Source organism: Mesorhizobium sp. M0715 (assembly GCF_040320355.1).
Taxonomy (GTDB): Bacteria; Pseudomonadota; Alphaproteobacteria; order Rhizobiales; family Rhizobiaceae; genus Mesorhizobium.
In genome coordinates, this window is sequence record NZ_JAMYPL010000005.1 from 218608 (window position 1) to 236892 (window position 18285).

General features: G+C 63.2%; 17 protein-coding genes and 1 pseudogene. 11 read left to right on the plus strand and 7 right to left on the minus strand.

The annotated features are described in order from the left end of the window. Positions 1-41 precede the first annotated feature (41 nt). Positions 42-1214, minus strand: a complete 1173-nt coding sequence (locus NKI21_RS08775; protein WP_128303965.1) for an MFS transporter — start codon at positions 1212-1214, stop codon at positions 42-44. A gap of 162 nt (positions 1215-1376) precedes the next feature. Next, on the minus strand, positions 1377-2552 hold the full coding sequence (locus tag NKI21_RS08780; RefSeq protein ID WP_128303964.1) for an MFS transporter: 1176 nt from the start codon (positions 2550-2552) through the stop codon (positions 1377-1379). 252 nt (positions 2553-2804) lie between these two features. On the opposite strand from NKI21_RS08780, the gene NKI21_RS08785 reads away from it, so the two are divergent. From NKI21_RS08785 to NKI21_RS08795, 3 genes are all read left to right on the plus strand, one after another. Continuing rightward, positions 2805-4382, plus strand: coding sequence for a trimethylamine methyltransferase family protein (locus NKI21_RS08785; protein ID WP_023812287.1), 1578 nt, complete (start codon positions 2805-2807; stop codon positions 4380-4382). Between the two features lie 170 nt (positions 4383-4552). Beyond that, positions 4553-7123 (plus strand): GcvT family protein, encoded by a 2571-nt coding sequence (locus NKI21_RS08790; protein WP_128303962.1) that lies wholly within the window; start codon positions 4553-4555, stop codon positions 7121-7123. 9 nt (positions 7124-7132) lie between these two features. Then, positions 7133-8488 carry a M24 family metallopeptidase gene (locus NKI21_RS08795; protein WP_023812289.1) on the plus strand — a complete coding sequence of 452 codons (1356 nt, stop codon included), beginning with the start codon at positions 7133-7135 and terminating at the stop codon, positions 8486-8488. On the opposite strand, the gene NKI21_RS08800 is transcribed toward NKI21_RS08795, so the two are convergent. Together NKI21_RS08800 and NKI21_RS08805 are read right to left on the minus strand one after the other, a co-directional pair. Beyond that, positions 8453-9280, minus strand: a complete 828-nt coding sequence (locus NKI21_RS08800; protein ID WP_023812290.1) for a phosphate/phosphite/phosphonate ABC transporter substrate-binding protein — start codon at positions 9278-9280, stop codon at positions 8453-8455. The two genes, NKI21_RS08795 and NKI21_RS08800, sit on opposite strands and share 36 nt — an antisense overlap. A 91-nt stretch (positions 9281-9371) precedes the next feature. Beyond that, positions 9372-10382: a fatty acid desaturase gene (locus NKI21_RS08805; RefSeq protein WP_031213520.1), complete on the minus strand. Its 1011-nt coding sequence runs from the start codon at positions 10380-10382 to the stop codon at positions 9372-9374. A 230-nt stretch (positions 10383-10612) separates the two neighbouring features. Here NKI21_RS08805 and NKI21_RS08810 point away from each other — a divergent pair, with 230 nt between their 5' ends. Together NKI21_RS08810 and bmt are read left to right on the plus strand one after the other, a co-directional pair. Further along, positions 10613-11470, plus strand: coding sequence for a helix-turn-helix domain-containing protein (locus NKI21_RS08810; RefSeq protein WP_023812292.1), 858 nt, complete (start codon positions 10613-10615; stop codon positions 11468-11470). A gap of 134 nt (positions 11471-11604) precedes the next feature. After that, positions 11605-12627, plus strand: coding sequence for a betaine--homocysteine S-methyltransferase (bmt, locus tag NKI21_RS08815; RefSeq protein ID WP_023812293.1), 1023 nt, complete (start codon positions 11605-11607; stop codon positions 12625-12627). A gap of 15 nt (positions 12628-12642) precedes the next feature. Here the strand turns inward: bmt and NKI21_RS08820 are convergent, their stop codons facing one another. The 3 genes from NKI21_RS08820 to NKI21_RS08830 form a co-directional block, all read right to left on the minus strand. Then, positions 12643-12912, minus strand: a complete 270-nt coding sequence (locus NKI21_RS08820; protein WP_023812294.1) for a hypothetical protein — start codon at positions 12910-12912, stop codon at positions 12643-12645. Positions 12913-13120: 208 nt separating this feature from the next. After that, complete coding sequence (locus tag NKI21_RS08825; RefSeq protein WP_023812295.1) at positions 13121-15235, minus strand: VWA domain-containing protein; 2115 nt, start codon at positions 15233-15235, stop codon at positions 13121-13123. Positions 15236-15237: 2 nt separating this feature from the next. Beyond that, complete coding sequence (locus tag NKI21_RS08830; RefSeq protein WP_023812296.1) at positions 15238-15798, minus strand: RNA polymerase sigma factor; 561 nt, start codon at positions 15796-15798, stop codon at positions 15238-15240. Positions 15799-15953: 155 nt separating this feature from the next. Here NKI21_RS08830 and NKI21_RS08835 point away from each other — a divergent pair, with 155 nt between their 5' ends. The 6 genes and pseudogenes from NKI21_RS08835 (at position 15954) to NKI21_RS08860 (ending at position 18285) form a co-directional block, all read left to right on the plus strand. Next, complete coding sequence (locus tag NKI21_RS08835) at positions 15954-16277, plus strand: ArsR/SmtB family transcription factor (protein ID WP_023812297.1); 324 nt, start codon at positions 15954-15956, stop codon at positions 16275-16277. After that, positions 16274-16699 (plus strand): SRPBCC family protein, encoded by a 426-nt coding sequence (locus NKI21_RS08840; RefSeq protein WP_023812298.1) that lies wholly within the window; start codon positions 16274-16276, stop codon positions 16697-16699. Before NKI21_RS08835 ends, NKI21_RS08840 begins: the two co-directional genes overlap by 4 nt. Positions 16700-16753: 54 nt before the next feature. Continuing rightward, a complete protein-coding gene (locus tag NKI21_RS08845) occupies positions 16754-16975 on the plus strand; it encodes a hypothetical protein (protein ID WP_023812299.1) in 222 nt (73 codons plus the stop codon). 11 nt (positions 16976-16986) lie between these two features. Beyond that, positions 16987-17420, plus strand: a pseudogene (locus tag NKI21_RS08850) (DUF1801 domain-containing protein). 29 nt (positions 17421-17449) lie between these two features. Beyond that, complete coding sequence (locus NKI21_RS08855; RefSeq protein ID WP_023812301.1) at positions 17450-17842, plus strand: VOC family protein; 393 nt, start codon at positions 17450-17452, stop codon at positions 17840-17842. Positions 17843-17883: 41 nt separating this feature from the next. Further along, positions 17884-18285: a DUF1801 domain-containing protein gene (locus tag NKI21_RS08860; protein WP_023812302.1), complete on the plus strand. Its 402-nt coding sequence runs from the start codon at positions 17884-17886 to the stop codon at positions 18283-18285.

Sequence of the window (18285 nt, forward strand, 5' to 3'; positions counted from 1 at the left end):
TGCTTTGAAAAGGCCAACGCCGACAGGCTGTATCGATATTCTCAGCGCACGATTGAGGCTTTCCGCCGACCAGCGAGGCTAGCAATAGCCAGCGCCAGGCACAGCAGCCCAAGCGTGATCGGCAGCCCGCCGGCACCCAGAATATCCATGGCGCCGCCCGCCAGCGGCGGCACGGCGATACCGCCGACGCCCCACATCAAGGAAAAGGCCGCGTTACCGGCAACCAGTGCGGAGCCGGTGAAGCGTTCGCCGAGCTCGATGATCGACATCGTGTAGATGCCGTAGGAAACCGCGCCCCAGATAAAGACCATTGGCCAGATGAGCGGCGACTCGATGAGAAGCGGAAGCAGGACGCAGCCGAGCACCGTGATCGCGACGCAGGCGAGCCGTACCAGGAGCGCGGAAAGCCTTTCCGCCAAAAGGCCGAGCGGCACCTGCATGGCGATGTTGCCGGCAATCATCACCGACAGCAGCGCCGACATGCGGGTTTCGGTGATGCCGTGATGGGTGCCATAGACCGGCAGCAACGCCAGCGCGCCCTGTTCGAAGCCGGCGGCGACTATGACGGCAAACAAAATCAGCCACGCCAGCGGCACGAAACCCAGGACGGAAACCTGATGCCCGGCCTCGTCGACCTTGGGCAAACGCGGCAGCACCAAGCCCAGGCAGATGCCGCACAGCACGAAGGCGGAGATACCGACGAGGAAGGGCGGCCAGCCCTCGGTGCCGACTGCAAGCAGGCACAGTGGCCCGGCCGCGAAACCGGCCGAGATGATCGTCGAATAGACACCCATGACGCGCCCTCGCCGGGCCGGCGGCGCCAGCGCGATGACCCAGATCTCGCTCAGCACATAGAGCGGGTTGCTCACCACACCGATCAGGAAGCGCAGGGGAAACCACAAATAGACATTTTGCGTCCAGCCGATCAGCGCCAGCACGACAGCCGAAAGGGCCGCACAGGTAAGCGCCGTGCGCCCTGCCCCGAACCGCCGCGCCAGCGCCGGGATCAATGGCGACGACAGGATGAAACCGATCGGCGTCATGGCCGCCGACAAGCCGATCATCGCTGGCGAAACGCCCTGGCGCTGCAGGATGAAACTCAGCAGCGGATAGGACAACCCTTGCGCGACGGCGAACACCGAGACGGTCGCGATCACACCGGTGATGCCAGCCCATTGCATCGTCTCGTCCTTGTTCGATTCAACCAAATTCATGTGCGCACCGCTATCGAGGCTGCAGGATTAGCGATTGAGCAACGTGGTGGTAAGCCCCTGGCAGGCGAAAACAGTTTGCTCCAGACAATGCCTGTCAGGAGGCTGGGCCTGTCAGGAGGCTGGGCCTGTCAGGAGGCTGGGCCTGTCAGGAGATTGGGCTTGTCAGGAAGCTCGGCGCACGGACGACCGATACAGCGCGAACATCACCAGCACCGCGTCGAGGCCGGCGATCACGACCGGCAGCCCGAGCGGGCCGATGCCTTGCATGAGCAGGCCGGCACCGGGTGGGCCGACGATGCCACCGACGCCCCACATCAGTGCAAAGGCAGCGTTGCCGGCGACCAGCACAGAGCCCTTGAACCGGCTGCCGAGTTCGACCAATGCCATGGTGTAGACGCCGTAACCGACCGCGCCCATCACCAGCAGCACGACCCAGATCAACGGCGTTGCGATCAGCAGAGGCAGCAAAAGCGCGCAAACGGTTGTTGCCAGCGCGCAGACGATGATCATGGCGCGTGCGCCAAAACGCTCCGCCAGAAGACCGAGTGGTATCTGCAGCAGGATGTTTCCGAGGGAAAGCGCCATCACCAGCGAGGCCAGAACGGCTTCGGCCAGGCCGTAGCTGGCGCCGAAGACCGGGACCAGCGCATAGGTGCTCTGCTGGACCGCCGCCGAGACAAGCACGGCAAGCAGCAGCGCCGGCGCCATCCTGGCAAAGCCGACGAGGCCGCTGGCAGGCTGGCCGTCATCCTCGAAACCGGTGAGCTTAGACGAGACCGCGTGCAGGATCACCGCGCAGAGCGCGAAACCGGCGACGCCGACCATGAAGGGCGCCCAGCCCGACGTACCGAGCAGGGTCAGCGCGAATGGTCCGGCGGCGTAACCGGCGCCCATCAGCGTGTTGAACACGCCCATCACCCTGCCGCGCCGCGATGGCGGCGCCAGCGACAGTGCCCACACCTCGCCGAGAATGTAGAGCGGGTTGATGACGACGCCGATGATAAAGCGGATGACGAACCAAGCCACCCAGTCCTGCAGATAGCCGATGCCCAGGAAGCAGAGCGCGCCGATCAGCGAGCAGCCGACCGCCAGGTTGCGCCCACCGACCAGCCGCACCGCGGCCGGCACGAAGGAAGCCGAAAGGATCAGCCCGAGCGGCATCATCGCCGCCGACAAGCCGATCAGCGCCGGCGACATGCCCTGTTTCTGCATCAGCAGCGTGAACAGCGGCGAGCTCAACCCCTGCGCAGCGCCGAACATGGCAAGTGCCGCGGTGACGCCGGCAAGCGCTGCCCATTGCGTTCCTGCTTCGCCTTCGCTCGAGCCGGTCGCGACCATGCTGCCATCCAAATGAACTGCTGGCCATCCGGCCGGCAAGCCGAGTAGCTATCGGTTCGATCCCGGGAAAGGAAGGGCCGGCCGCCGAAATCCGCTTAAGCCAACGAGGCGGCGGGATCAGGCCGATGTCGTGGCCGCGCAACTGCCGTTCCGGCATGTCGCTTCCCTCGCCCTAGTGGTCGCCGCCTCCGCAATGGCTGGGCAGCCGCCGGTCCATTATGCCGCCCGCTATCGCATCCTACGAGGACCATCATGACCGCCGCCCTACAACCCTTGGAACCGGCATTGGCCACTGACCGCGCCCGTCGCGGCGGCCGCGCCGGAAAGCGCGCCGGCGGCTCGGCCGCGTTCGAGCAGCCGGCTTTTCGCCAGCTGAAGAACCCGCTGGCGCCAACCAGGCTGGTCTCCGACGACGAGCTGGAATCGATCCACCTCGCTTCCCTGCGCGTGCTGCGGGAAATCGGCGTCGACGTGCTGCACGACGAGGCCCGCAGCATCATGAAGGCGCATGGCGCCGATGTGCGCGACGGCAGCGAACGGGTGCGCTTCGACAGCGACATGATCCTGGAACTGGTGTCGCACTGCCCGTCGGAGTTCACCATCCATGCCCGCAATCCCGCTCACAATGTGCGCTTTGGCGGCAACAATGTGATCATCTCGATGATGGCGTCGGCGCCCAATTGCTCCGACATCGATCGCGGCCGCCGGCCCGGCAACCAGCAGGACTACCGCAACTTCCTCAAGCTTGCGCAGATGCACAACATCCTGAACTGCACGGGCGGCTACCCGGTCGAGCCGACCGATATCCATCCGTCCGTCCGCCACCTCGAATGTATCCGCGATCTCAGCGTGCTGACCGACAAGGTGTTCCACATCTATTCGCTCGGCAAGGAGCGCAATGTCGACGGCATCGAGATCGCCAGGATCGCGCGCGGCATCAGCCACGAGCAGATGCTGGAAGAGCCGTCCGTCTTCACCATCATCAACACCAATTCGCCGCTCAAGCTCGATGTGCCGATGATGGAAGGCATCATCCAGATGTCGAGCAAGGGCCAGGTCGTCGTCGTCACGCCGTTCACCCTGTCGGGGGCCATGGCGCCTGTCACCATCGCCGGCGCACTGGTGCAGCAGAACGCCGAGGCGCTTGCCGGCATCGCCTTCGCCCAGATGGTGCGCAAGGGCGCGCCCGTCGGCTATGGCGGCTTCACCTCCAATGTCGACATGAAGTCCGGTTCGCCGGCGTTCGGCACGCCGGAATACATGAAGGCGCAGCTTGTCGGCGGCCAGCTTGCCCGCCGCTACAACATCCCCTACCGCACCTCCAACACTTGCGCCGCCAACACGGTCGACGCGCAGGCGGCTTATGAAAGCGTGTTCTCGCTGTGGGGCGCCATCCAGGGCGGCGGCAATCTGATGATGCATGCCGCCGGCTGGCTCGAGGGCGGCCTGCGCTGCTCCTACGAGAAGACCATTCTGGACATCGACCTGCTGCAGATGGTCGCCGAATTCCTGACCCCTCTCGATCTTTCCGAAGAGGCACTCGGCTTCGACGCCATCCAGTCGGTCGGTCCTGGCGGCCATTTCTTCGGCACCCAGCACACGCAGGACCGCTACAAGACCGCCTTCTACTCGCCGATCCTCTCCGACTGGCGCAATTACGAGACCTGGGCGGAAGCCGGCTCGCCGACGGCGCTCGAAAAGGCCAACAAGGTCTGGAAGGAGCGGCTGGCGTCCTATGAGGAGCCTTACATGGACCCGGCCATCCGCGAGGAACTCAACGCCTTCGTCGCCAAGCGGCGGTCCGAAGGCGGCGCGCCGACCGATTTTTGATCGGCCGTGTTGTTGATGAACAGTCGACCCCCACTCCGTCGAGCTGCGCTCGACACCTCTCCTCCAATCGACGGCGGAGAGGGAAGGCGCGAGCTTATGCCGGCTGGCGCCCTTCCTCTCCCCCCGGAGGGGTCATCCGATTCAATCTCTTCAAAAACGGACTTATCTAGATGAAATCTCACGTAAAAGCGGTTGTCATCGGCGGCGGCGTCGTCGGCTGCTCGGTTCTCTACCATCTGGCCAAGGCCGGCTGGACCGACATCATGCTGATCGAGCGCTCGGAGCTCACCTCCGGCTCGTCCTGGCATGCGGCGGGAGGCTTCCACACGCTGAACGGCGACCCCAACGTCGCCAAGCTGCAGGCCTATACGGTGCAGCTCTACAAGGAGATCGAGGAGATATCCGGCCAGTCCTGCTCGCTGCACCTGACCGGCGGCGTGATGATGGCTGATACGCCAGAGCGCATGGATTTCCTGCGGCTGGCCCACGCCAAGGGCCGCTATCTCGGCATGGACACAGAGCTGATCACCCCGTCCGAAGCCAAGGCGATGTTTCCGCTGATGGACGAGACCAATTTCGTCGGCGCCATGTGGGATCCGGTGGAAGGCCATCTCGATCCGTCGGGCACCACCATCGCCTACTCCAAGGCGGCAAAAAAACTCGGCGCCGAGATCGTGCTGCGCAACCGCGTTGTGGAACTGACACAGGAGGTCGACGGCACCTGGAACGTCGTCACCGAACAGGGCACGGTGAAGGCCGAGCATGTCGTCAACTGCGGCGGCCTGTGGGCGCGCGAGATCGGCCGCATGGTCGGCGTCGAGCTGCCGGTTCTGGCCATGGAGCACATGTATCTCTTGACCGAGCCGATGCCGGAGGTCGAGGAGTTCAACAAGTCGACCGGCCGCGAAATGATCGGCGTGCTCGACTTCAAGGGCGAGATCTACACCCGCCAGGAGCGCAACGGCATCCTGCTCGGCACCTATGAGAAGGCCTGCAAGCCGTGGTCGCCGGTCAACACGCCGTGGGATTTCGGCCATGAATTGCTGCCGCCCGACCTCGACCGCATCGCGCCGTCGCTGGAAATCGGCTTCAAGCATTTCCCCGGCATCGAGAAGGCCGGCATCAAGCAGATCATCAACGGCCCCTTCACCTTCGCGCTCGACGGCAACCCGCTGGTCGGCCCGGTGCAGGGCCTGACCAATTTTTGGTGCGCCTGCGCCGTGATGGCCGGCTTCAGCCAGGGCGGCGGCGTCGGCTTGGCGCTGTCGAACTGGATGGTCCATGGCGATCCCGGCTTCGACGTCTGGGGCATGGATGTCACCCGCTTCGGCGAATGGGCCGGCCTGCGCTACACCAACGCCAAGGTGCGCGAAAACTATTCGCGCCGCTTCTCCATCCGCTTCCCCAATGAGGAACTCCCGGCGGCACGCCCGGCGCAGACGACCCCGCTCTACGACACGATGCTGGCCAACAACGCCGTCATGGGCGACAGCTGGGGACTTGAGACACCGCTCTGGTTCGCACCTGAAGGCAAGGAACCCAGGGATATCGTCTCCTTCCACCGCTCCAACGATTTTGGGCCGATCGGCGAGGAAGTGCGCGCCACGCGTGAGCGTGTCGGTGTCACCGAGATCGCCAATTTTGCCAAATACGAAGTCTCGGGACCCGCGGCCGAGGATTTCCTCAACCGGCTGATGACCAACCGCATGCCGAAGACCCGCCGCATCGTGTTGACGCCGATGCTCAACGAATTCGGCAAGCTGATCGGCGACTTCACCATCGCCAAGGCGGCAGAAGACCGCTTCATGATCTGGGGCTCGTCGGCGGCGCAGAAATACCACATGCGCTGGTTCGAGAAGCACCTGCCGAAGGACGGAACGGTGCGCATCCACCGCTTCGACCAGACCCTGGTCGGCCTGTCGATCGCCGGGCCGAAATCACGGGACTTGCTGCAGAAACTGGTCGATGTCGACGTCTCGACAAAAGCCTTCCGCTTCATGGATTTCCGCGAGATGGCGGTCGGCGGGGCGCCCTGCATGGTCAACCGCATCACCTACACCGGCGACCTCGGCTATGAAATCTGGATGGCGCCGGCCTACGAGCGCCTGGTTTACAAAGCGATCAAGGACGCCGGCGAGGAATTCGGCCTTGTCGATTTCGGCATGCGCGCGCTGCTCTCCATGCGCCTCGAAAAGAATTTTCCGACCTGGTTCCGCGAGTTGCGGCCGATCTACGGCCCGTTCGAAGGGGCGATGGACCGCTTCATCAAACTGGAGAAGAACGACTTCATCGGCCGCGAGGCTGCCGCCAAGGAACAGGTCGAGGGTCCGAAGCTGCGCCGCGTCTCCTTCATCGTCGATGCCGCCGACGCCGACGTCATGGGCGACGAACCGATCTGGGCCAAGGTCAGCAAGGACTACGGCACGGTGGAAAAGCCGCATGGCTATGGCGCGCCACGCTTCGACAAGGGCGGCAAGGAAATACGCGGCTCCAAGGCTGCCGAAGGCGCGTCCGCCGTGCGCGGCATCGTCGACGGCGACTGGCGCGTGGTTGGCTGGGTCACGTCGGGCGGCTATGCGCATTATGTGCAGAAGTCGATGGCGCAAGGCTATGTGCCGGCGGCTCTTGCCGAGGACGAAAGCGCGGGCCTGTTCGAGATCGAGATCCTCGGACACCGCCGGCCGGCCCGCATCAACGTCGAAGCGCCTTTCGACCCGAGCGGCGAGAAGATGCGGACCTGAGGTTCGACCATGGACAGCGCGGGGCCGAAGGGCAGCTTTGGCCGCCATCGCAAGATCATGCCGTTCGAGCCAGGCTCGATCGAGGCCCTCCGCGACGCCTCCCGCCGGAAGGCGGCTTCGCTCAACCAGCATGTGCTGGGCTATGGCGCGCAGGCCGAAGCTGAATGGGCCGCGGCAGGCATTGCCGCGCCCGATCTGCCTGCCATGCGTCAATACCGGCTGGAGCGTATCCGCGCCGAGCTGAAGCGGCGCGGCTATGCCGGCGCCCTGCTCTACGACCCCGTCAACATCCGCTACGCCACCGACTCGACCAACATGCAGCTGTGGGTGGCGCACAACCCGACGCGGCATTGCTTTGTCGCCACCGACGGCCCGGTGGTGCTGTTCGACTATTTTTCCTGCGAGCACCTGTCCGATCATTCCGGCGTCGTCGACGAGGTGCGGCCGGCGGTGTCGTGGATGTACCTCTATAGCGGCGAGTTGACCGAGCAAAAAGTCCGCCGCTGGGCCGCCGGGATCGCCGATCTGGTGAAAGAGCATGGCGGCGGCAACAGCCGCATCGCCGTCGATCACATCAACCCGGAAGGCGTCGAGGAACTGGCGCGGCTTGGTATCTCCATCGGCAATGGCGAAGCGGTGATGGAAAATGCGCGGCTGATCAAGTCGCCTGACGAAATCCTCGCCATGCGCCGCGCCATCGTCGCCTGCGAGGCGGCGATGGGCGAAATGGAACAGGCGCTGAAGCCTGGCATTTCCGAAAATGAGTTGTGGGCGGAACTGCATCGCGGCAACATCGCGCGCGGCGGCGAATGGATCGAGACCCGGCTGCTGACGTCAGGTCCGCGCACCAACCCATGGTTCCAGGAATGCTCGTCACGCAAGATTGTATCAGGCGACCTCGTCGCCTTCGACACCGACCTTATCGGCCCCTACGGCTTCTGCGCCGACCTGTCGCGGACATGGCTGTGCGGCGATGCAAAGCCGACCAATGAACAGCGCGACCTGTTCCGTATCGCCGCCGATCAGATCGAGCACAACACGGCACTGATGCAGCCGGGCATCTCGTTTCGCGACCTCGTCGAGCGCTCGGCCGTGCCACCGGGAGACTGCTTCCCGACGCGATACGGCGTGCTCTATCATGGCGTCGGCCTGGCCGACGAGTATCCGACACTACCGCATGCCAGCGACTGGACATCGGACACGCCGGACGGCGTGCTGGAACCGGGCATGGTGCTGTGCGTGGAAAGCTATATCGGCCGGCTTGGCGGGCGCGAAGGCGTCAAGATCGAGGAACAGATCCTGATCACCGAGACCGGCAACGAACAGCTCTCAACCTACCCGTTGGATGCGAGGCTGCTCGGCTAGCCCGGCAAGGGCCTCGCGCAACGCCCCAACCGTCTTTTCCGGTGTCACCGCGGCGGTGATGTAAGGCAGGCCTTTGCGCCGCCCGGTCCAGCCGATGACCACCACCTTTTTCGCCGCCGGCTCGAAACGCTGCGCCAGTGCCCAGCTCTCGCAGTCGATGGCCGCTATATCGGCCTTGCCCTCGGCAATTGCCACGATCGAGGAACGGTGCCCACCGCTTTCGCTGCGCGAGGCAAAGAGGTCAAGGCTCTCGCCCATCGCCTCCAGGTCGCGCGTCAAACCGAGGAACCCCGACATCGAATCGAGGCTGTTGAAGGTGAAGCGCTTGCCACGGATGCGATCGAGTGGGACCAGCGGGCTGCCGTCATTGGGCGAGGCAACCGACGGCGCGCCATCCGCCAGCATGACGATAGCGCTGGAATAGAGCTCGCCCTGCCCGCCTTCGTAGGCGTCGTAGCTTGGCTGGGCGACCACCTGCACATGCCTGGACAGGCCGAGTTCCATCGGCCCCCAGCAGGTCTGCGCGAACAGCAGCGCCGGGTGCAGCCACAGTCTGTGAAAATCGAGTTCGTCCGGCGGCAATGTCGCTGGATCGGGTGCGATCAATGCACCGGCAGCATCACGAATTCCGCCCGGCACCGGCGGCAGGTCACCATTGCGACGCGCGATGGTTTCCGGCGCGTCAATGCCCTTTCCCCGGAAAGCATCGCGCAGCAGCACCCATTGCGCGTCGACCTCGCCGCGCACTTCGGGCCAATCATACATCGGCAACGCCGCAACCAATTCACTCATGCCGATATCAAATCATCATGTCGGGAAAAAGGATCGCAAAAACGCGGCGTCCAATCAGAATTGGCCGACACGGACCCCCGGATAGGCCGGATTATTCCTTGGGCGGCTCGGCGGGAACCGGCGCACTGCCAAGCCCGCTGATGCTGCGCGCCCTGATGCGCGGCTTGAAGGCCCTGCCCGGCTCGGCTTGACGCCGCAGCACCGGGTGCACGATCGGCTCTTTTGCCTTGAAGGCGTAAGCCTTGATCAGCGCGAAATAGTTCGGATAGGCATAGCCATTGTTCATCCGCAGCCATTCCTCACGGCGGTCACGAAACAGCTTGGGTAGCTTGTACCAGGCCACGGTCGGGGTCTTGTGGTGGACGAAGTGCAGATTGTTGTTGAGGAACAGGAACGACAGCGGCGAACGCTCGACGATCACCGTGCGACCTTCCGGATGTTCCGACCATTGATGCTCGGCGAACGTGCGGATCGAGATCAGCGACTGGCCGAGCCAGACCGGCACGAGAATGTAAAGCCACAGCGGGATGCCGAAGCCGAACTGGACGATCGGCAGCACGACGGCAAGGCCGATCGCGTGCAGCAGCCACGCCTTGCGGATCGCCTTGTCGCCGGCGAACATCTGCTTGGCGTCGTCGATGAAGAAGCCGACGCAGGACAGCCACGGGCCGAGCACGAAGCGGCCGGCCATGGTGTTGTTGATCTTGAGCAGGAATTTCATCGTCGGCGGCAGCTCGTCATGCTGCCAGAGCGCCTGGTAATAACTCTCTGGATCGTCCAACGGGTCGGTCAGCCGCTCGTCGGCGTGGTGGCGCAGATGGATGGTCTTGAAGCGGCGGAATGGCCAGACCAGACCGATCGGCAGGAACACGAAGGCTTCGTTGACCCGTGCATTGCGTGTCGGATGCCCGTGCAGCACTTCGTGCATGATCGACGATTGCAGTGCGGCGGTCAAAGCCAGGATGGCGAGCGCCAGGACGGGGTAGGATGGCCAGAGCAGGAAACCGGTGGCGAGCCAAGTTGCGTAACAGAAAAAGGCGAGTACCACGGTCGGCCACTCGATGGCCGGTGCGCTGTGTCGCCTGATGCTCTTGCTCGTCATGCTATCGACCACTGTCCCTCAGTCGCCGGAAACCCCAATTGGCTCCTGACAGCATAGTGTCAGGAGAAATGATTCCACTCAACGAGACAAAGTGCACAAACTGTTGCGATTGCGCATTTTCGGCCGCACATGTTATACATTGTAAACAAACTTAGGGATTCATTTACGCCTGAGGCGCGCTCGGAAGCGATTCGGCGCAAATTTTTCCTCAATCGAGGTGGAGCCCGCACATGGACAAGCGCGACCTGTCGACGATCTTCCGCGAACGCCTGAAAATGCTCTTGACACGCTCCGACCTGAACCAGTCGGCCTTCGCGACCGCGGTCGGCATCGACCGCTCGGCGCTATCGCAGCTGCTGTCCGGCGCCTCGACCCGCCTGCCCCGCGCCGAAACGCTGCTCAACATCGCCGCCGAGTTCAAAGTGTCGCTGGACTGGCTACTCGGTCTCAGCCAGGACGAGGGCCTCACCGGCGAAATCCGCGAGAGCCTGGAGATCGAGGAGGCACCCGACGGCTTCGACCGCACCCTGCTGGCCAAATGGCATGCCGAGGCGGCCGGCACCAAGATCCGCTACGTGCCTGCCGGCATTCCCGATCTTCTGCGCACCGAAGCGCTGGTCGACTACGAAGCCGGCATCACCAACAAGAGCCGCCTGGCGCAGGCCGGAGAAACGCAATACCGCATCGACTACAACAGGCGCCCGGAAACCGACATGGAAGTCTGCATGCCGCGCCACACGCTGGAGATCTTCGCCCGCGGGCTGGGTGTCTGGGACCGTTTCCCCGAAGCCGACCGGCGCGCCCAGTTGCTGCACATGGCGACGCTGCTCGACGACCTCTACCCGACCTTCCGGCTGTTTCTCTATGATGGGCGGATGCGCTATTCGATCCCCTACACCATCTTCGGCCCCTATCGTGCCGCCATCTATGTCGGCGACATGTATCTGGTGCTCAACGCCACCCAGCCGATCCAGACGCTGATCCAGCATTTCGACAATCTGATCCGGGCTGCCGACATCAATGCGCACGAGGCGTCCGGCTTTGCGCACAGGCTGGCCGGCATGTCGTTCCCAACAGGCACTGTCTGATTTTCGGCAGCCAAGATCACCACCGCGCCATGGCTCAAGGCGCCGCATGGGCGAACTCCGTCCTAGCTATTCATTGACTACACATAAAGACTTCTTTATATCCTTATCCGACTTCGAACATGAAAGCCAATCCGATGACGACCACCAACCCGATCGATGCGCTGCTGGCTGAAAAGGGCGTGCTGCTGGCCGATGGCGCCACCGGCACCAATCTATTCGCCATGGGTCTGGAGGCCGGCGAGGCGCCCGAACTGCTGAACGAGACGGCGCCCGACACCATCACCAGCCTGCACCAGAATTTCGTCGATGCCGGCGCAGACATCATCCTCACCAATTCGTTCGGCGGCACCCGTCACCGTTTGAAGCTTCACCATGCGCAGGACCGCGCGCATGCGCTGAACAAGCGCGCCGCCGAGCTTGCTCGTGCCGTCGCCGACAGAGCCGGCCGCAAGGTGATCGTCGCCGGTTCGGTCGGCCCGACCGGCGAATTGCTGGTGCCGCTGGGCGCCATGACCTATCACGAGGCGGTCGACGCCTTCGCCGAACAGATCGAGGGTCTCAAGGCCGGCGGCGCCGAAGTTGCCTGGATCGAGACGATGTCGGCTCCCGACGAGATCCGCGCCGCCGCCGAGGCGGCCATCCGCGTCGGCTTGCCCTACACCTACACCGGTTCCTTCGACACCGCCGGCCGCACCATGATGGGTCTGCTGCCGAAGGATATCCACGGCGTCACCGACGGGCTGTCGCAGGCGCCGCTCGGCGTTGGCGCCAATTGCGGCGTCGGCGCCTCCGACATCCTGGCCTCGCTGCTCGACATGACCGAGGCGAAGCCGGAAGCGACGGTGATCGTCAAGGGGAATTGCGGCATTCCCGAATTCCGCGGCACCGAGATCCATTATTCCGGCACACCCGAACTGATGGCCGACTATGTCAGGCTCGCCGTCGATGGCGGCGCCAAAATTATCGGCGGCTGCTGCGGCACCTCGTTCCAGCACCTCGCCGCCATGCGCAAGGCGCTCGACGCGCACACCAGGGCGGATCGTCCGACGGTTGCCGCGATCGTCGAACGCATCGGTCCGATGCGCAACAAGGTGGCGACGGAAAACACCGCCGAGACCAGCGAAGCCCGCCGCGAGCGCCGCCGCAGCCGGGCCTGACCCATCGGTTTTCGACTATTCGCTGTTGTCGGCGTAGCTCGACTGCGCCGACTTGAAGTCGACCACATTGTCGCCGCGCATCGTCATCAGCGCGCCTGAAGCGCTGGGGTCGGTGATCTGTTCCAGCATGATGCGGAACCGGTCGTTGGTCAGTGCCGACAGGGCGGTATGGCGCGCCTGCGCGACATCGTCACTGATACGCCTGGATTCCGATGATGGGGCCGATGAAACCGCCGAGGCGTCTGGCGCTGGGGGTATCGAGTTGGCGATAGTCCTGATCTGCAATTTCGGCTCCCTCAAGCCCAGTACACCTGTCCTGCGTAACAAGGAGAGGGTTGCCATCCAGTACCGGAAATGCCGCGCAATTTAACGACCCGGAAAATCCGCGAAAAAAGGCCGGCAAGATTTCCCTCGCCGGCCTGCCTCACCCGCCCGTAGGTCGGTTTCCCCTGTCAGAACGATCCCATCTGAAAGAAACCGGCCGTCATCACCACTACCGGTTACCGCCCAGCGCCGAGGCAAGGCGCACAAGTGAAAGGAACTCGGACCTGTACCCAAACGGGTCGGCTCCTCGAGCGGCAGTGGCGATCTCCATGATCTTGTCGTAGCCAAACTTCGCGGTCGCATCCTCGTCGCGCAGCTTCTGGCCGAAGGCGGCAACCGCGACGGAGAAGCGCTGATCGGCGCTGGCCTGGTCGAAGGACGAAATCTCGTTGGCCGAGGTCACCGGCGTGGTGATCAGCTTCGAGACGTCTTCATTCGGCAGCTTGTAGCGGATCTTGACGAAGGCATATTCGTCCGCGTTGGCGACGCCGCCATTGTCCACCGACGCCTGGCCGTAGCGCAGCGGATCGATCTGCTCGCCGCCGCTGCCCTTTGGCGTGATTTCATAGATCGCGGTAACGGAATGGCCCGAACCAATGTCGCCGGCATCGACGCGGTCATTGTTGAAATCCTCGCGGTTCAAGGCGCGGGTCTCGTAGCCGATCAGGCGATATTCCGAGACCTTGTTCGGGTTGAACTCGACCTGGATCTTCACGTCCTTTGCGATAGTGAACAACGTCGACGAAGCATCCTCGACCAGCACCTTTTCGGCCTCGGCCAGCGTATCGATATAGGCGGCGGTGCCGTTGCCGTTCTGCGCGATGGTCTGCATCATCTGGTCGTTCAGATTGCCGCGGCCGAAGCCGAACACCGACAGGAAGACACCGCTCTTGCGCTCGCTTTCGATCAGCCGCTTAAGGTCGTCGTCATCGGTCTGGCCGACATTGAAGTCGCCGTCGGTGGCGAGCATCACCCGGTTGACGCCGTCCTTGACGAAGGATTTTTGCGCCAGCCTGTAGGCTTCCTTGATGCCCGCCTCACCGGCCGTGCTGCCGCCGGGCGTCAGATTGTCGATGGCGCTGAGGATCTTGTCCTTTTCGGACGCCTTGGTCGGCTCCAGGACTGTGCCGGCGTCACCGGCATAGGTGACGATCGAAATGGTGTCGTCGGCCTTCAGCTTGCTGACCAGCAGCCGGAAGGCCGATTTGAGCAGCGGCAGCTTGTCCGGCTCGTCCATCGAGCCCGAGACATCGATCAGGAACACCAGATTGGCCTTCGGCTGCTCGGTCGGCTTGACGTCAAAACCCTTGATGGCGACATGCATCAGCCTGGTCTGCGTGTTCCACGGCGTCGGCATGACGCTGACGGTCGAGTTGAACGGCGTCGCGGCGGAGTCCGGCCCCTTCCAGTCATAGGGGAAGTAATTGATCATCTCCTCGACGCGAACAGTATCGGCTTGCGGCAGAGTGCCTTGCTTCAGCGAACTGCGCACGAAGGAATAGGACGCCGTGTCGACGTCGATCGAGAAGGTCGAGACCGGGTCCTCGAGTGCCGCATGCACCGGATTGGTCTTGAAATCCTCGATACGGTCGCGATTTTCCTCCTGCGGCAGCATCTGGTCGGCCGGCGCCATAGCCGGCTGCTGCGGCGCCATCAGCTTCGACTCCGCCGCCATGCGGGCTCGCGAGGTGCTGGGTACACTTGCAGCGCCATCCAGTGCGAATTCACCTGTCGGTGCCGGTGGCGCAGGCTCGGCCAGCACACCGCGCTCCAGCGCATTTTGTTGTGCAGCGCCCCCAGCAACGGTCGATTCGGATTTCTGCGGCGAGGCCGGCGCCACAAGCGCATCGGTGGCGTCGCGGCTTTCCACATCGGCGTCCGCCTTCTTGTCCTTCTCCAACTCGCCGCGAGCCGGCTTCGGCTCGGCGGTCGTCGGCTTCACCGTCGTCGGCTTGTCGGCCAGCGTCTCGCTGATCTTCTCGTCGCCGCCGAATTTGGGCGGCTGTTCCCTCAGCAAATGGAAGGTGGCGTATCCGGCGATCGGCAGGGCGACGAGCCCGGCAAGGGCCGGCGTGGCAATAAGTTTCTTTTGCATGATCTCGCTCCAGAGCTTTTGTGCTCGCTCTGTGAGACGAAGCCCGCCAACCGATCCTTGGGAGACAGCAGAAATATTTTCCTGATCATAGGCGCGCAGGGCGGCCTCGAAGGCACGTGCCTTGGCATCCTTGGCGGGCGCCGGTGCTGCGATATCGCGCAGTCTGTTGAGTTCATTGTCGTCGACCATGGTCACACTTCCCCGGCCGCGCGCATCAGCGTCTTCAGCCGTTTCTTCGCTTCATGGATGTGCCAGGAAACCGTCGTCTCCGAGATCGCCATCGCCTCGGCGGCGGCCGCGTGGCTCAATCCTTCGCCATAGACCAAAAGCACGGCGTCGCGCTGCTTGTCCGGCAATTGCCGCACCGCGGCCCATAGCGCTTCGGCGGGGTCTTCCGGTTCGATCGACGCCTCGCCCGAGATCAGTGCATGGACGCAATAGGCCTCTGTCTTGACTGTCTCGCGGGCGGATTTGCGCATCATGTCGCGCGCGGCGTTCAGGGTCACGGAATAGAGCCATGTGGTGAAGGCGCCGCCGCCGCGATAGTCGCGGATCGCCTTGCCCAGCCTGACGCAGACTTCCTGGGCTATGTCTTCGGCATCGGCCTTCCTGCCGCACCAGCGATAGGCAGCGCGATAGACGAAGTCATAGTGCCTTTCCAGCAATGTGCTGAAGGCCCCCCTGTCTCCGCCCTTCGCCCGCCCGATCAGTTCGGCGTCGGAGGCTTCGCTCTCATCCAGCATCATCGCCATCATTTGCCTGTTGGACGAAGGCTAATGGCTAATCCTTGGGGCAATGGAAAGATTTTTTTGGAAACCGCCGGATCGTGACCGCCGGCACCCCGCTTGACACATCCATATCTCGGCGGTTATACGTCAATCAATAGCCACCGGGTTATCGATCCAAAATGAACAACGCTCACGACGTCCTCTTCAGAACGCTCTCCGATCCGACGCGTCGTGCGATCTTCGAGCGCCTGTGCCGGCAAGGCGAGCAGACGGTCGGTGCCCTGACGGCTCAGTCGGGGGTCTCGCAGCCGGCGGTGTCGAAGCATCTCGGCGTGCTCAGGCAGGCCGGGCTCGTGCGTGACCGCCATCAAGGACGGCAGACCCATTATAGCGCCCAGCTCGCAGCACTTTCCCCGCTGACCGACTGGACGAACCAGATGAATGCGTTCTGGCAGAGCCGGTTCGATGATCTCGAAAATTTGCTCAAAAGAATGGACCAATGACCAACATCGCGACCGAAACGCGCTCCGTCATCGTCGAACGTGAGATCCCCTATCCGCCGGAAAAAATCTGGCGCGCGCTGACCCAGCCGCATCTCATCGAGGAATGGTTGATGAAGAACGACTTCCAGCCAGTCGTGGACCACCGTTTCAAGCTGCGAAAGGAACCGCAACTTGACGTGAGCATCGTTGTCGACTGTCAGGTAACAGCCGTCGAGCTGAACAAGACACTGTCCTACACGTGGCAGGCCTATGGCCTTGAGAGTGTCGTCACCTGGACTCTCCTGCCGACCAGCACGGGCACCCGGTTGCGCATGGAACAGTCCGGCTTCCGGCCGGATCAGGAGCAGGCGTACCGGGGCGCGACGAGCGGGTGGCGGCAGTACCTTGCAAATCTGAGTCAAGTCCTGGCGCGGATAGATTGAAACCCGCCGGTGCGGATCGGTGGTCCGCGTCGGCTGTTTTGACAGGAGGAACTATTGGACTGGAACATGTGGGTTCGGCAAATTCATCGCTGGCTGTCGATCATCTTTACGCTGACCGTCATCGCCAACTTCGCCACCATGGCATTCGGGCAGCCTCCCGCCTGGGTGGTCTACTCGCCGCTCCTGCCGCTCTTCCTGCTGCTGTTCAGCGGCCTGTACATGTTCGTGCTGCCCTATGCCGCCAAGGGACGCGGCGCGCAGCGTGCGCGCGGATAGGAGTGGGTAGAATGGTCAAGACACAGGGTCAATTGACCAAGGCTGCGCCAGTGCTGCTCTCGGGCGGCAACCCGCAAATCGCCAAGGGCGATGGTGACGCCCCGGTGCAGGCTATATCGCTGCGATGCCGGGTTGGAAGCGCGGCCTGGGCGAACGCCTCGACGCGCTCATCGAGCGCAACGTGCCGGACGTCCGCAAAGCCGTGCGATGGAACTCGCCCTTCTACGGCATCGAAGGCCAGGGCTGGTTCGTGTCGTTTCATGTCTTCACCCACTATTTGAAGGTGACCTTTTTCAGTGGCATCTCATTGCAGCCGATCCCACCAGGCGGCACGGCAAAGAGCAAGGATGTGCGCTGGATCGACATCCGCGAAGACCAGTTCGACGAGGCGCGGATGGCGGACTGGGTCAAGCAGGCGGCCGCGCAGCCCGGCTGGATCCCGTAACGGCCGAATAACACACAGGAGAAAGAGCGATGAAGATCAAGCTGACCAGCGTGTATGTGGACAACCAGGAAAACGCACTGCGCTTCTACACCGACGTGCTGGGCCTCGCCAAAAAAGCCGATTTCAGCAACGGGCCTTTTCGCTGGCTGACAGTGATCTCAGCCGACGAGCCTGATGGAACCGAGCTGCAACTCGCGCTCAACGACAACCCGGCCGCCAAGGCCTATCAGGAAGCCATCTTCGAGCAGGGCCAGCCCGCGATCATGTTCTTCACCGACGACGTCAAGGGCGACTACGAGCGCATCAAGGCGAAGGGCGGCGCGTTCACCATGCCGCCGACCGAGGTGACCGGTTCGACCATCGTCCAGCTGAACGACAGCTGCGGCAATCTCGTTCAGATCACCCAACTGACGCGCTGGTGACAGGCAGCGGTTGAACGCGTCGAGGCACAGGAAGGCACCCAATGACCCCCTCGCAACAAATCGACCAATTGATCGCTGGCCTCTCGGACTGGCGCGGCGAGACGCTCGCCCGCATCCGCAAGACCATCCTTGCAGCCGACCCGGACATCGTCGAGGAGTGGAAGTGGATGGGCAGCCCGGTATGGTGCCTCGACGGCAACATCGTGGTCGGCAACGCCCACAAAGACAAGGTGAAGCTGACCTTTTCCCATGGCGCCAGCCTGCCGGACCCCGACAAGCTGTTCAACAACGGTTTTGGCGGCAAGGTGTGGCGGGCAATCGACATGTTCGAGGGCGAAAAGCTCGACGAGGGCGCCCTGAAAGACCTCGTCCGTGCCGCCATCGATTACAACCAGGCCAAAAAGAAGAAGAAGGCGGCTGCTGGGACGAAGCCACGGACGTAA

What these genes read in the sequence shown, in the direction of transcription:
- NKI21_RS08775 (WP_128303965.1), bottom strand. Translation starts at nt 1,214, where the DNA reads ATGAATTTGGTTGAATCGAACAAGGACGAGACGATGCAATGGGCTGGC.
- NKI21_RS08780 (WP_128303964.1), bottom strand. Translation starts at nt 2,552, where the DNA reads ATGGTCGCGACCGGCTCGAGCGAAGGCGAAGCAGGAACGCAATGGGCA.
- NKI21_RS08785 (WP_023812287.1), top strand. Translation starts at nt 2,805, where the DNA reads ATGACCGCCGCCCTACAACCCTTGGAACCGGCATTGGCCACTGACCGC.
- NKI21_RS08790 (WP_128303962.1), top strand. Translation starts at nt 4,553, where the DNA reads ATGAAATCTCACGTAAAAGCGGTTGTCATCGGCGGCGGCGTCGTCGGC.
- NKI21_RS08795 (WP_023812289.1), top strand. Translation starts at nt 7,133, where the DNA reads ATGGACAGCGCGGGGCCGAAGGGCAGCTTTGGCCGCCATCGCAAGATC.
- NKI21_RS08800 (WP_023812290.1), bottom strand. Translation starts at nt 9,280, where the DNA reads ATGAGTGAATTGGTTGCGGCGTTGCCGATGTATGATTGGCCCGAAGTG.
- NKI21_RS08805 (WP_031213520.1), bottom strand. Translation starts at nt 10,382, where the DNA reads ATGACGAGCAAGAGCATCAGGCGACACAGCGCACCGGCCATCGAGTGG.
- NKI21_RS08810 (WP_023812292.1), top strand. Translation starts at nt 10,613, where the DNA reads ATGGACAAGCGCGACCTGTCGACGATCTTCCGCGAACGCCTGAAAATG.
- bmt (WP_023812293.1), top strand. Translation starts at nt 11,605, where the DNA reads ATGACGACCACCAACCCGATCGATGCGCTGCTGGCTGAAAAGGGCGTG.
- NKI21_RS08825 (WP_023812295.1), bottom strand. Translation starts at nt 15,235, where the DNA reads ATGGTCGACGACAATGAACTCAACAGACTGCGCGATATCGCAGCACCG.
- NKI21_RS08830 (WP_023812296.1), bottom strand. Translation starts at nt 15,798, where the DNA reads ATGGCGATGATGCTGGATGAGAGCGAAGCCTCCGACGCCGAACTGATC.
- NKI21_RS08835 (WP_023812297.1), top strand. Translation starts at nt 15,954, where the DNA reads ATGAACAACGCTCACGACGTCCTCTTCAGAACGCTCTCCGATCCGACG.
- NKI21_RS08840 (WP_023812298.1), top strand. Translation starts at nt 16,274, where the DNA reads ATGACCAACATCGCGACCGAAACGCGCTCCGTCATCGTCGAACGTGAG.
- NKI21_RS08855 (WP_023812301.1), top strand. Translation starts at nt 17,450, where the DNA reads ATGAAGATCAAGCTGACCAGCGTGTATGTGGACAACCAGGAAAACGCA.
- NKI21_RS08860 (WP_023812302.1), top strand. Translation starts at nt 17,884, where the DNA reads ATGACCCCCTCGCAACAAATCGACCAATTGATCGCTGGCCTCTCGGAC.